Consider the following 12,985-nt stretch of genomic DNA (forward strand, 5'->3'; position numbering starts at 1 on the left):
CCATATTCTTGAACCATCCTCCAGGACCAAAAATGTTCACTCACAAGCGCGCCGATTTCGGCCCCGATTTCCTCTTCGGCGTTGCCATGGCCGCCCACCAGATCGAAGGCGGCCAGACCGATGGCCGCGGTCCCTCGATCTGGGATACCTTTGCCAATACGCCGGGCAACACCCGCAATTTCGACAGCGGCAACATCGCCTGCGATCACTACAACCGTTGGGCCGAGGACCTCGACATCATCCGGAACGGCGGATTCGACGCTTATCGCTTCTCCTTCTCCTGGTCGCGGCTGATCCCCGAAGGCACCGGCGCCATCAACCAGGCCGGTGTCGACTTCTATGATCGCCTGATCGACGGCATGCTCGAGCGCAACATCAAGCCGCTCGCAACGCTCTACCACTGGGACCTGCCATCGGCGCTGCAGGATCGCGGCGGCTGGATGAACCGCGACACCACCGCGGCCTTTGCCGACTATGCCGCCTTTGCCGCTGAAAAGTTCGGCTTGCGGCTCGAAAGCATCGCGACCTTCAACGAGCCTTGGTGCATCACCATGCTCAGCCACTTCCTCGGCGCCCATGCCCCGGGCTATCGCGACGTCCGCGCCACCGCCCGCGCCATGCACCATGTCCTCTTGGCCCACGGCCTCGGTATCAAGGCCATGCGCGAGGTCGGGACCAACAAGAACCTCGGCATCGTCGTCAACATGGAAAAGTGCGACCCGGCAAGCGACAAGCCCGAGGACATCGAAGCGGCCGCACTGGGCGATGCCATCTTCAACCAGTTCTTCCTCGATGGCGTCCTCAAGGGCACCTACCCGGAGAAGGTCACCAATATCCTCGATCCGCATCTGCCCAAGGGCTGGCGCGACGACATGGCGACGCTCAACCAACCCCTCGATTGGGTCGGCATCAATTACTACACGCGCTTCCTCTACACCGCCGACCCATGCGTCCCGGTGTTTCCGTTTACGCAAGCGCGCGGTCCGCTCGAGAAAACCAATGTGGGTTGGGAGATCATTCCCGAAGCCCTCACCGAATTCCTCTTACGCGTCTCTCAACGTTACCCGAACGTGCCCCTTTACGTGACGGAAAACGGCGCTTCGGAAACGGATGAAGCAAAGCGCATGAGCTTCTTCGACCGGCACTTTGCCGCCATGCTGGACGCCAAGCGCCAGGGCGTTGACCTCCGCGGTTACATCGCCTGGACGCTGATCGATAATTTTGAATGGGCAGAAGGCTTTACGCCGAAATTCGGCATCGTCGGCATGGACCCCGACACGCGTGACCGCAAGCCCAAGGACACTTATCGCGCTTTCCAGAAGATGCTGACGAAGTAGCACCGCCAATGATGCGCAATGGCAAACACCGACGCTTGCGGATGCGTTGGGAGCGGATGCTCACGAGGGAAAGGCAGCTTTGAGCATATCATGCAGATGTAGACAGAAATGGAATGGAGTCGAGAGATGCCGATTCAGCAATGCGGCCCATCTCGGACGTTAGACTGGCTTCAGCGAATTCCTCAAAGCGGACATTCCCATCACGCCGGGCGACGACCTAATCGGGGTGGAAGAACGAACCCGCTGCCGCGGGAGGGTGCGCGCGGTTGGATAACGGCGAAGGACCGGTCGTCACGGTTTGATTGAGGATCGCCTGGTTTGGGCGTTCCCTTTTGGCTCCTTCAACCCAGGAGCCCGACGATGACCACGATCCTTCCTAACGTCCCTGTCAGCCCGCTGCGCCAGAAGTTGATAGACGACATGACCATGCGCCACTTCTCGGCGGCCACCCAGCGCAATTACATCCGTGATGTGGGGCGCTTCGCATCGTTCCTCCGGCGATCACCGGACACGGCAACCACCGAGGATGTGCGCCAGTTCCAGCTTGCTCAAAGCGAGGCCGGTGTCCCGGTGCCGACCATGAATACCGTGGTCTCGGCGCTGCGGTTCTTCTTCGCCAATACGCTCGACCGGCCTGACCTGGCGCGCAAGCTGGTGCGCGTGAGCCATCCGCGTAACCTGCCGGTGGTATTGAGCCGCGACGAGGTCGCCCGGCTGCTCAACGCCACCACCAGCCTCAAGCATCAGGCGGCGCTGTCGGTGGCTTATGGTGCTGGGTTGCGCGTCGGCGAGGTCGCCATGCTCAAGGTGCGCGATATCGACAGCGAACGCATGATGATCCGGGTCGAGCGCGGCAAGGGCGGGCGATATCGCAATGCCATGCTCTCGCCCGACTTGCTCACCCTGTTGCGCCAGTGGTGGCATGATGGCCATCGCCAAGGGGTACTGCATCGCGATGGCTGGCTGTTTCCGGGCCAGTACGCCCTCAAGCCAATCAGCACCAGGCAGCTCTATCGCGTCGTGGTGGAGGCTGCCCACGCCGCCGAGATTACCAGGCGCGTCGGTCCACACACATTGCGGCACAGCTTTGCCACGCACCTGTTGGAAGACAGCGTCGATGTCCGCATCATCCAGGTGCTGCTAGGCCACGCCAAGCTCGAGACGACGGCGCTCTTTACCAAGGTGGCAACCCGCACGGTGCGGGCCATCATCAGTCCGCTCGACAAGCTGGGCATCTTCGTTCCGACAGAGACGCCACCCGCCCCCTGAGCGGTGCGCTCCACCATCGAGGTCGCCAATATCTTCCGGACTGCCGGCCCTGCCTATCGCGCCGCCCATACCGCTCATCTGAGCCTCAGTCAGCTCAAGGTCATGTCGGCGATCGAGACCTGCCGCACTGCTGCCCTGGGTGGCCACGTCGAAGCCTGTTCCGACTGCGGCCATCAGCGGATCGCCTACAACTCCTGCCGCAACCGGCATTGCCCGCGATGCCAGGGCGCTGCCGCACGCGCCTGGCTCGAAGCACAAGAGGCCAATCTCCTGCCGGTCGGCTACTTCCACGTCGTCTTCACGCTGCCCGCAGAGATCGCCGACATCGCCTTCCACAACAAGGGGCTGATCTACGACCTGCTGTTCAAGGCGGCGTCCGAGACCATGCTGACGATCGCGGCCGACCGAAAACATTTGGGCGCCCGTATCGGCATGACCGCCGTGCTCCACACCTGGGGCTCGGCGATGACCCACCATCCCCACATCCACATGATCGTGCCCGGTGGCGGCATTGCGCCGGATGGTCGGTGGATCTCGTCGCGACCAGCCTTCCTGCTGCCGGTCAGGGTTCTAGGTGCGCTGTTCCGAAGATTGTTCCTGAGCAGGCTGCTTGAGCTGCACAATGCCGGAAAGCTTGCCTTCTTCGGACAAATGGCAGGACTCAACGACCGCCGGGCCTTCGTCAACCACATCGCCTCGGTCCGCAAGAAGCGCTGGATCGTTTATGCCAAGGCGCCCTTTGCTGGGCCTGAGGCGGTGCTCGCCTATCTCTCTCGCTATACCCACCGGGTCGCCATCTCGAACAGCCGCCTGCTCCGGTTCGACGGCAAGGAGGTCACTTTCCGCTACAAGGATTACCGCCGCGCTGGCACCGACCGGCAGCAGGTCATGACCTTGGCCGCCAACGAGTTCATTCGCCGCTTCCTGATCCACGTTCTGCCACGCGGGTTCCACCGTATCCGGCACGGAGCCTGCCCCGGACTTGTTCCGGGGGCCTGCTCGCCGGCTCCGCCCGCAAGGACTGCCTTGCCCTGGCCCGCAACATGCTTGGAGTGGCGCCAGCCCCGGACGAACCCGCGGTCGAGCAGGCCACTCCGGACCTGCGCCCACCTTGTCCCTGCTGCGGCGGCGCTATGGTGATCATCGAGACCTTCGCTGCATGGTGCCAGCCGCGGGCACCGCCGACCGCGCCACCACCAAACCGGGAGACCATCAATGACCCGGCATGAACTTTTGCTCGCCCAGACCGCGACATCACCATCGCGGCCCGCAGGGGACCTTGCGCCCCTCGATGGCTGGATCGTCATCACCCTCTCGATCGGCCACATCTGCTGCCGCAGACTCCAGCGCAACGATAGCGAAATCGACTTGTTCAACCTTAGCGTCGCGGCTCAATCACACCCACCAGACGGTCCACAAGTCGGCCAAATCCAGAAAAACCCATAGCGCCCACCCCGTGGCTCGCGGGTTCGGTCTTCCCGGACTTTCGGGCGCCTACCGGCAGCCGAAACTCTTCAGGGATGCAGTCAGACCGGTTTTGACGAAAGATCCCACAAAGCAGACCTGGGCGATTGATCATCAAATAGTTGCCGTCAGCGCATGAGCGATGCAAAGCTGTAGATAAGTTAGGCGCGAAATCGCCTCCGATAATCAGACGGCGACAAGCCTACGATCTGAAAAAAGACCTTTCGGAAGGCGCTGGCATCACTGTAGCCAACTGCCCATGCAATCGCTTCAACGGCGTCAGCTCCGAACTGAAGCATCTCGCGGGCCTTGTTGACGCGAAATCGTTGGAGGTACTCGGTTGCAGTCATGTGCGTCGCCTTCCGAAACCGCCGCAGGAAGGTTCTCTCCTCCAAGCCTGACCTGCTGGCCATATCTGAAAGGCTGATGCTGTCTGCATACTCTGCATGCAGCCAATGCTGCACCAACAAGATAGGCGCGTCGCCGTGGGCCAGTGTTGGTAGGAAGGAACTGTAGTAGCGCTGCTCGCGACCAGGAGGATCGATCAGCAGAGTTCCTGCGGTCTTCATCATGGCCGTAGTACCGAGATACCTGTCGACCAACTTCAATCCCAAGTCCGTCCACGCCATCATGCCACCAGCAGTCATGATGTCTCCGTCATCGATCACAAGCCTATCGACGTCGAGGTAGACATTGGGAAACCGAAACCGGAAAGCCTCAGCTGTTTCCCAATGCGTCGTCGCCGATCGCCCATCCAGCAAACCTGTTTCAGCTAGAATGAACGCGCCAACACACACGGACGCCAAGGTGGTGCCGTTGCCATGCAGTTGTCGCAGCGCCGAGGCGCTAGGTCGAGCCACATCGGCAGTAACCGGCCCCAGCTTGCCGGGAGGTATGATGATGACGGAAGGCGCCGCGGTATTCCTGCCGGGTACTAGCTCATCGCCGATAGCCCGCCATCTTGTCACCCGGAGCTGAGGTCGATCAGGCTGATTTGCGATTTCTAATAAGTCTTCCAACCCCAGCAAGGCGGCCTCCTGAGCACCGGAATACTCGAGAAGCCCGATTTCAATGTCGTCGCTCATTTGTCGTTTCCGACCCGCAATTTGTCGGTATCGCCAATAGCGCCGTTGTCAGCCAGCGTCCATAAACACGCATCGAAAGGAGCCATTCATGAGCAACCAAGCTGTCATCGTCGTGGATTTACAGAACGACTACCTTGCATCCGGTTCCTGGCCATTGGTCGGTGTGGATGTCGCCGTAAAAAATGCGGTCAGGGTGATCGAAGCCTCTCGAGCCAAGGGCATTCCCGTCATCCATGTCCGGCATGAGAGCCCTGCAGGCTCGCCGTTCTTCGTCATCGGGACACCCGGAGCCGAGATCATCCCCGCCGTAGCGCCCAAGCACGGTGAGCAGGTCGTCGTTAAGAACTTCCCGAACGCGTTCCGCGGCACTGACCTCAAGGCCAAGCTGGACGCCGCGGGTACAAAGGATGTGATCATCATCGGGGCCATGAGCCACATGTGCATCGACGCCACCGCCAGGGCCGCCGCCGACTACGGGTTCAACGTGACTGTGGTCGAAGATGCTGCCGCAACCCGCGACGCCGAGTTCGACGGTATGACCGTTCCGGCAGCTCAGGTGCACACGGCGTTCATGTCGGCCCTGGGCTTTGCTTACGGCAAGGTCGTGAAATCCGATGAATACGTGAAGTAAGCAATTGCGCCCGTGCGGGACGCTTACCCGCACAGGCGCAACCCACCCGACAATGTCCTCTAAGCCGTCCGTGTCTGCACGGAAGGTGAGACAATTGTGACGGGTTAACTGCCCAAAGCGTGGGCAAGCCAGGTTTGCACGTTGTCAGGCTCGATACCCAACAAGGTCTGCGCACTGGTCTTTGGCTCGATGGTATTTGCCGGAGCCTGCCAATGTGCTTTGTAGAAGCCGACGACACCCGCAAAGGCCGGGCCGAAGAACGGCTCGATCAGATCCCCAAACGCTTCAGGTGTCAGCGCTTCAAATCTCACGTCGCGGCCAAAATGCTTGCTGAAACCGGCGGCCAGATCCGCGCCCAGCAGACCCGGCAAATGGCCAATGCCGACAACGCCCGTCAATGTGTGGTCCATCAGCAGTCGTTCCGCCACCTTGGCTACGTCGGCATGAGTACTCCACGAAACGGCATAATCGGACCGAACCGGGTATCGCAACACGCCCTCGGCCGTGACGGGTGCGGAAACCATCGGCAGCAGCAGGTTTTCAAGGTACAGCCGGGGGGCGACCACAGAGTTTGAAACGCCACTGTCCTTGACACCATTGATCAGTGTCGTGATGGCGGAATCGGCAGGCGACTGCAGCGGGCTATCTGGGGCGTCGACAACCGCGCCGCTGGTCGAAATCACGACGCGCGCAGGCTGCGCAGCGCGGATCGCCGCAACGATATTGTTGGCGTAGCTGAGACGCAGATCTTCTGGAGCCTGGGGCAGGTGCACAAAAACGCCTTCTGCTTTGTTGTATGCGCTGGTCAGCGAGTCGGCAGAAGCGGCGTCTGCTGTAACGGTATGGTCGCTGTTCTCAGCATTTCGCGACGCCGCCTTAACGGATTTTCCTGCCGCTTTGAGGCGGTCGAACAGGGGAGCACCTTGTGCGCCGGTGGCGCCGTGAATGATGAAGGACATAGGAATAATCTCGCTAAGCTGTTAGAAAGGCGCATGAGTGCATTCTGTGCATCGGTTACGTCAAATGCACTAATGGACGTCGCGCAAAATTATTTTGAGCGGAAAGCGAGAGCGAACATGGCGGATCACTGTCTTCCCGAATGTGGGGTCGAACGATGTCTACTGTTGCTGGATGGTCCTTGGGCAACGCTGATTGTTCGAGAGCTGCTGGTGGGGCCGCGCCGGTTCAATGAACTGAAAACGGCTCTAGATGGCATCAGCGCCCACACGCTTACCCATCGTCTCAAACGTTTCGAGCAACACGGCATTGTCACCCGAACTGCTTTTGCCGAAACACCGCCACGGGTCGTTTATGAACTGACGGCACTGGGCATGACGCTGAGTGGCGTGCTGAATGCCATGAACGCCTGGGGTGTTTCGGTTGAGGATGAGCAACTTGCGGGCTGAGTAATCCAATGATGCTGTAGGATACGGTCGGCTGTTTTTAAGGCATGAGCTGCGACGATTGTATGATCCAGTTCGGTCAGTTTCGCACTGCCATAGCGGGTTGGGTAGCGGACTGGCGGGTTCCGGCATTCCGATGCCAAAAGCCCACAAGGGGCCGGTCGAATTGCAACTGACGCCCGGTGCGGCGTCTTATTGCAAACCTGCTCCAACCCTTGTCTGTACAATCTCGGCATCACGGCGAGGAGGCTCGCCGAAAAGGCGCTTGTATTCACGGCTGAATTGCGAGGTGCTTTTATAGCCGACGGCAAAGGACACCGATGCCGTATCAGCCTCCTTTGCCACCATGCGACGGCGCGCTTCCTGCAAGCGGATGTGTTTCTGATACTGGAGAGGGCTTAGAGCCGTGACGGCCTTGAAGCGTCGGTGGAATACAGTTTCGCTCATACCGGCGATAGCAGCCATATCCTCGACGCTGAGTTGCTCAGTGTAATGCTCACGAATCCAAGCCATCGCCCTTCGGATATGGGAAAGACGGGAGTCAACGCCGGCGATCTGACGAAGCATCTCGGCATGTGGGCTTAGCATAAGCCGAAACATCAGCTCGTGCTCGAGATGCAGCGCCATTACCGGGATTTCTTTTGGCCTGTCGCACACTGCCAATAGCCTTTGCCACGCACCGATCAGTTCAACATTGGCCATACTGAAGGCGAAGCCAGGCTGCATCTGTAGTTCTGGCGTCTCGGACAGGTAGAGCACCACGTTCATGATGACGGCAGGATCGAGATCGAGGTTGATGGCCAAAAAGGGCTGCTCGGGTGATGCCTCAATGATCTGGCCCATTGCGGTTATTTCAGCGGCTACAACCATGGTCTGTCCAGGACCGTATTCGAAAACCTGATCACCAATAATGGTCCGCTTCGTGCCTTGCAGCACGATGAACGCCATTGGATCGTAGACGAGCGCGCTCAGCTCCGTTGGCTGGGTAATGCTGTAAATACTCAGGCGAGGCATGCCAGGGTGCTTCACACCAGCATGTCGCATCGCCAGGGCGCGAATGTCGTCGAGTTTATCCATGCACAATAATGTGCCCCGATGCCTGAAAATATCAAGCGCCCGGCGGGATCAGGCATTTTTTCGGGACCATCAGGCATGGTGGAACAGCCACCCTTGGTCCAAATTCCTTTCACGCAATGAAAGGTAGAATTATGCAAAAGCGGAAACTGGGTACAAACGGCCCGGAAGTCTCAGCCATTGGTTACGGCGCGATGGGCTTCCATCTGGCTTATGGCTCCGCCGACGAAGAAGCAGGTCTGGCGACAATTCGTCGTGCCTATGATCTTGGCGTAACGTTCTTCGACACCGCCGAGCTCTATGGGTGGGGCGAAAACGAGAAGTTCATCGGACGTGCCATCACAGGCTTCCGCGATGACGTCGTCCTCGCCACCAAGTTCGGCTTCACTCCATCTTGAGAAGCTGACAGTCGGCCTGAGCACATTCGCGAAGTGACCGAGAACAGCCTAAGATATTTGGGCGTTGACCATATCGACGTGCTCTATCAGCACCGCGTTGATCCCAACGTGCCAATCGAAGACGTTGCCGGCACGGTCAGAGACCTGATTGACGAAGGAAAGGTGAAGCATTTTGGGCTGAGCGAAGCCGGTCCCCAAACCATTCGCAAGGCTCATGCCGTGCAAGAAGTGGCAATATTGCAGACCGAGTACTCGGTATTCGAGCGTGAGGTGGAGGTCTTGTTCCCGCTTTTGCGCGAGCTCGGTATCGGCTTCGTCCCATACTCTCCACTCGGTCGTGGTTTTTTGACCGGTGCGGTCAAGCCTGCTGACCAGCTTGAAGAGGGCGATATGCGCCGGGATGACCCGCGCTGGCAGCCCGGTAACTTCGAAAAAAATGTCGAAGCCGTTCGCCAGTTGAAAGAGCTTGCTGCGTCCAAGGGCGCAACGGTCTCGCAGTTGGCGCTCGCTTGGTTGCTCGCCCAAGGCGACGACATCGTGCCAATACCCGGGTCTCGAAAAGCAGAGCGCGTCGCGGAAAACGTCGGTGCCGCCGATGTGGTGCTTACGGCCGGCGACCTGGCCCGCATCCAAGAAATCCTACCCGACGGCGGTTTCGGCGACCGTTATGCGGAAGGCTTCAAACCGACCTGGATTTGATGCCGAAACCACAGGGCCGACCGATAACTGATCGGCCCCACCTCCAAAGGAGAATGAGATGACCACACCAATCGAAATTGTATCCGAGTTCTGCGCCGCTTTCGTTGAGGACGGCGGCAGAGCCGCTATCAGACGGTGGTTTAGTCCAGAGACAATTTGGGACAACGTCGGCATCACGTCGACGACCGGAATTGAAGAAGCGATCGGTTTCATCGACGGGCTTGAGAAATCCATGGGTATCGCCACGGTCCGCATTGAGATGTTGGCGATCGCGGCAACCGGCAATCGGGTTCTCACCGAGCGCCTGGACATTTTCGAACGTGCTGATGGAAGCGAGATCGGTCGGACGACTCTCATGGGCATTTATGAGCTGGACGGTGATCACATTGCCGCATGGCGCGATTATGCTCACCCAAATGCACTCTCGATGGCGGCCGCTGACTGAATAGAGATCATGTCATGAAACTCTCCGATCACATCGCCGCCAAGATCGCCAGCGAGCATCAAATGGAAGCTGCCACCGCAATGCACATAGTGGACCGCGTCATGCACGAGTTAGCTGAGGCTATCGTGGGCGGCAGCACAATCGACTTTCCCGGCGCCGGCACGCTCTACGCGGAGCAGGTTCCCGAACGGCGAGATCACCACCCTTCGACTGGAGAAGCGATAGCCACATCAGCCTCGGTTCGTGTCGCTTTTCGTCTGGCGCTTTAGTCCGCATTTCGGCATCAACAACAACCAACCGAATGGCCGCAATGGGGTCGACAGCCGCCGGCCGGCAAGCGCCCCATTCCGGACGTCATGGGAGCAATCCCCAACTCCCTAAAGCAGCCGTTCAGAAACAGTTCGGCATAAGCAATCGACGACGTACTGGGCGTCGGTATTTCTGTCGGCCCCGCTATAGTGCAAGATTATAAGGCCCGTGCGACGGATTTCTCAACGGTGGCTGTTTTTTCCGCGCGGGTCAGTACGTCGCCAACCATGATAAGCACCGGGCCATTTGGCGGTATGTTTTCCCCCATTTTGGCGGCCATGTGCTTGAGAGACGTATGAATGACAGTCTCGTTTGCTCGGCTGATGTCGCTGGCAATGGCCACGCCGGTCTGCGGTGGCATGCCGTGGGTGATCAGCGCTTTGGCAATGGCGGCGCCGTTGCGCCCCGCCATATAATAAACATGGGTGGTCGACGGATCGCTAAGTGCTCGCCAGTCGAGATTATCCGGCAGACCACCGTCACGGGAATGGCCAGTAACGAAGCGGACGGATTGGGCGCATTCGCGATGGGTAAGCGAGATGTTGAGGCCCGCCGCTAGCGCCATGGCCGCACTGATGCCGGGGACTACATGGACGGGAATATTCTCCGCCTCGAGCGCAGCGATCTCCTCTCCTGCGCGGCCGAAGATCATCGGATCGCCAGACTTGAGGCGGACGACATGGTGGCCTTGTTTGGCCAAGGAGATCATCATGGCATTGATGTCTTCTTGCTTGCAGCTTGGTCGGCCGCTGCGTTTGCCGACGAGAATGCGCTTGGCTTCGCGACGAGCGAGCTCAAGGACATCGTCGGAGACGAGATCGTCGAAGAGGATGATGTCGGCGGATTGGAGGGCACGCACGGCCTTGATGGTGAGATATTCGGCGTCGCCCGGGCCGGCGCCGACGAGGGTCACCTTGCCGGCTTGTGCTGTCTTGGCGGTGGCGAGCCAGTTGGAAATAAGGCTCTCGTCGGGGGCGCGGAGGAAGGCGGCCTCCGAAAGGTTTTCCCACAAGGCGCGGCGTTGCGGACCGTGATCGAGGAGGGCGGTGACCTGGTCGCGCACCGTTTTGGCGATATTGGCCCAGCCGGCGAGAGCGGGCGGCAGCAACATTTCGATGCGTCGCCGGACGGCCTGGCCGAGAATGGGGGCGGCGCCGGCGGTGGAAATGCCGACGACGAGGGGGGATCGATTGACGATGGCGCCGAACTGGAAGCTGCAGAAGTCGGGCTTGTCGATGACATTGACGGGGACGCCCATGGATTTGGCATGGGTGGCGAAGTCGGCGGCTTCGAGGTCGTCGCAATCGCCCACGGCTATAGCGAGATCGGTCCAGGGGGCCGTGCGCCAATCGACGTGGTGGAGGTGGACGCGGGCGGACTTGGCAAGCGCCAGCGTCTCGGTGCTGCAATCGGCTTCCGGGGCATAGACGAGCACTTCGGCGCCGGTGGCGGCGAGGAGTTCGGCTTTCCAGGCCGCGGCGTCGGAGCCGCCGGCGACAAGCACGCGCTTGTCGGCAAGGATATAGAAGACCGGCAGCGTGGCGAGGTCGGCCATGCGCGGAGCTTGAGGAGTAGGACGCGTCTGGGGCACGATATGCATCTGCCGGTCTCCTTTCTTGCGCTTATTCGGCGGCGACGGGGATGATCTTTTCGCTGCGATCACCGGCGAAGGGTTGGCGCCGGGGCGCCGTGCGTGAGTGGGTGGCGTAAAGCGTGAGGCCGACAAAGCTGAGGCCGCCCACGAGATTGCCGATGACAGTGGGGATTTCGTTCCAGACCAGGTAATCCATGATCGAGAACTGGCCGCCGAGCATGATGCCCGAGGGGAAGAGGAACATGTTCACGATGGAATGCTCAAAGCCCATATAGAAGAAGAGCATGATGGGCATCCACATGCCGATGACCTTGCCGGAGACCGAGGTCGACATCATCGCGGCAACGACGCCGGTGGAGACCATCCAGTTGCAAAGGACGCCGCGGATGAAGAGCGTCAGCATGCCGGCGGCGCCGTGGGCGGCGTAGCCCATGGTTCGGCCTTCCCCGATATGGCCGATCTTTTCGCCGACCGCGTCGGGCGCCTGGCTGAAGCCGAAGGTGACGATGACCGCCATCATCAGGGCGACAAGCATGGCGCCGGCGAAATTGCCGGTGAAAACGAGGCCCCAATTGCGCAGGACGCCGCCAAGGGTGACGCCGCGACGACGATCGATAAGGGCGAGCGGGGCGAGGGTGAAGACGCCCGTAAGGAGGTCAAAACCCATGAGGTAGAGAAGGATGAAGCCGACCGGAAAGAGCACGGCGCCGAGAAGCGGCTGGCCTGTTTGCACGGTAATGGTGATGGCGAAGGCAGCGGCGAGCGCCAGGATGGCGCCGGCCATGAAGGAGCGGATCAGCGTGTCGCGGGTGGACATGAAGACCTTCGCCTCGCCGGCATCGATCATTTTGGTGACGAAGTCCTTGGGGGCTACGTAGTCCATTGGGAGTCTCCTGGGGTCTGGTCGTGGGGATGAAGGGGGGTCAGGCCGCAGGGGCGGCGGAAAGAATACTGGCGTCGATGAAGAGGCGGCCGCCGTCACTGCGCATGGGATAGGTGCGGACGGCGCCCTTGTCGGCGCCCTGGGCTTCGCCTGTTTCAAGGGAGAAGACCCAGTTGTGGAGGGGGCAGGTGACCTGCGCCCCGTGGACAATGCCCTGGCTCAGGGGGCCGCCCTTGTGCGGGCACTTGTCGTCGATGGCGAAAACTTCGTCGGTGGCGGTGCGGAAAACGGCGATCTTGCCGAAGGCAGTGATGATGCAGCGGGCGCCGCGGCGGGGGACATCGGCGAGGGCGCCGATTTCGACCCAAGTAATGGGGCTCATGTCGGTCATCGC

The 12,985-nt window shown here is 60.2% G+C and carries 12 protein-coding genes and 2 pseudogenes; 8 read left to right on the forward strand and 6 right to left on the reverse strand.

Features of this window, described 5'->3' with window-relative positions:
- The first annotated feature begins 32 nt into the window (after positions 1-32).
- From VW35_RS19170 to VW35_RS19180, 3 genes and pseudogenes are all read left to right on the forward strand, one after another.
- Positions 33-1,337: a GH1 family beta-glucosidase gene (locus VW35_RS19170; RefSeq protein ID WP_046144700.1), complete on the forward strand. Its 1,305-nt coding sequence runs from the start codon at positions 33-35 to the stop codon at positions 1,335-1,337.
- A 360-nt stretch (positions 1,338-1,697) separates the two neighbouring features.
- A complete protein-coding gene (locus tag VW35_RS19175) occupies positions 1,698-2,606 on the forward strand; it encodes a tyrosine-type recombinase/integrase (protein ID WP_046144701.1) in 909 nt (302 codons plus the stop codon).
- 3 nt (positions 2,607-2,609) lie between these two features.
- A pseudogene (locus VW35_RS19180) lies at positions 2,610-3,835 on the forward strand (IS91 family transposase).
- Positions 3,836-4,231: 396 nt separating this feature from the next.
- Here the strand turns inward: VW35_RS19180 and VW35_RS19185 are convergent.
- Positions 4,232-5,155, reverse strand: a complete 924-nt coding sequence (locus tag VW35_RS19185; protein ID WP_046144702.1) for a GlxA family transcriptional regulator — start codon at positions 5,153-5,155, stop codon at positions 4,232-4,234.
- Positions 5,156-5,243: 88 nt separating this feature from the next.
- On the opposite strand from VW35_RS19185, the gene VW35_RS19190 reads away from it, so the two are divergent.
- On the forward strand, positions 5,244-5,786 hold the full coding sequence (locus VW35_RS19190) for a cysteine hydrolase family protein (protein WP_046144703.1): 543 nt from the start codon (positions 5,244-5,246) through the stop codon (positions 5,784-5,786).
- Between the two features lie 104 nt (positions 5,787-5,890).
- Here the strand turns inward: VW35_RS19190 and VW35_RS19195 are convergent, their stop codons facing one another.
- Positions 5,891-6,745, reverse strand: coding sequence for an SDR family oxidoreductase (locus VW35_RS19195; protein WP_046144704.1), 855 nt, complete (start codon positions 6,743-6,745; stop codon positions 5,891-5,893).
- 33 nt (positions 6,746-6,778) lie between these two features.
- On the opposite strand from VW35_RS19195, the gene VW35_RS19200 reads away from it, so the two are divergent.
- Positions 6,779-7,192 (forward strand): winged helix-turn-helix transcriptional regulator, encoded by a 414-nt coding sequence (locus VW35_RS19200; RefSeq protein WP_200896918.1) that lies wholly within the window; start codon positions 6,779-6,781, stop codon positions 7,190-7,192.
- A gap of 189 nt (positions 7,193-7,381) precedes the next feature.
- Here VW35_RS19200 and VW35_RS19205 read toward each other — a convergent pair whose 3' ends face one another.
- Positions 7,382-8,266, reverse strand: coding sequence for an AraC family transcriptional regulator (locus VW35_RS19205; protein ID WP_046144705.1), 885 nt, complete (start codon positions 8,264-8,266; stop codon positions 7,382-7,384).
- Positions 8,267-8,397: 131 nt separating this feature from the next.
- Here VW35_RS19205 and VW35_RS19210 point away from each other — a divergent pair.
- From VW35_RS19210 to VW35_RS19220, 3 genes and pseudogenes are all read left to right on the forward strand, one after another.
- Positions 8,398-9,360 (forward strand): annotated as a pseudogene (locus VW35_RS19210) (aldo/keto reductase).
- A gap of 58 nt (positions 9,361-9,418) precedes the next feature.
- On the forward strand, positions 9,419-9,805 hold the full coding sequence (locus VW35_RS19215) for a limonene-1,2-epoxide hydrolase family protein (RefSeq protein ID WP_046144706.1): 387 nt from the start codon (positions 9,419-9,421) through the stop codon (positions 9,803-9,805).
- A gap of 14 nt (positions 9,806-9,819) precedes the next feature.
- A complete protein-coding gene (locus VW35_RS19220; RefSeq protein ID WP_046144707.1) occupies positions 9,820-10,074 on the forward strand; it encodes an HU family DNA-binding protein in 255 nt (84 codons plus the stop codon).
- 197 nt (positions 10,075-10,271) lie between these two features.
- Here the strand turns inward: VW35_RS19220 and cysG are convergent, their stop codons facing one another.
- The 3 genes from cysG to nirD are packed head-to-tail and all read right to left on the reverse strand — an operon-like array spanning position 10,272 to position 12,982.
- Entirely contained in the window at positions 10,272-11,714 is a 1,443-nt protein-coding gene (gene cysG / locus VW35_RS19225) for a siroheme synthase CysG (RefSeq protein ID WP_046144708.1), read from the reverse strand.
- Between the two features lie 22 nt (positions 11,715-11,736).
- Positions 11,737-12,591: a formate/nitrite transporter family protein gene (locus VW35_RS19230; protein WP_046144709.1), complete on the reverse strand. Its 855-nt coding sequence runs from the start codon at positions 12,589-12,591 to the stop codon at positions 11,737-11,739.
- 40 nt (positions 12,592-12,631) lie between these two features.
- The gene (gene nirD, locus VW35_RS19235; protein ID WP_083983104.1) at positions 12,632-12,982 is read right to left on the reverse strand and encodes a nitrite reductase small subunit NirD; all 351 of its coding nucleotides are present in this window, start codon (positions 12,980-12,982) and stop codon (positions 12,632-12,634) included.
- Between the last annotated feature and the right edge of the window lie 3 nt (positions 12,983-12,985).

Origin of the sequence: Devosia soli (genome assembly GCF_000970455.1) — a bacterium.
GTDB classification, from domain to species: Bacteria; Pseudomonadota; Alphaproteobacteria; order Rhizobiales; family Devosiaceae; genus Devosia; species Devosia soli.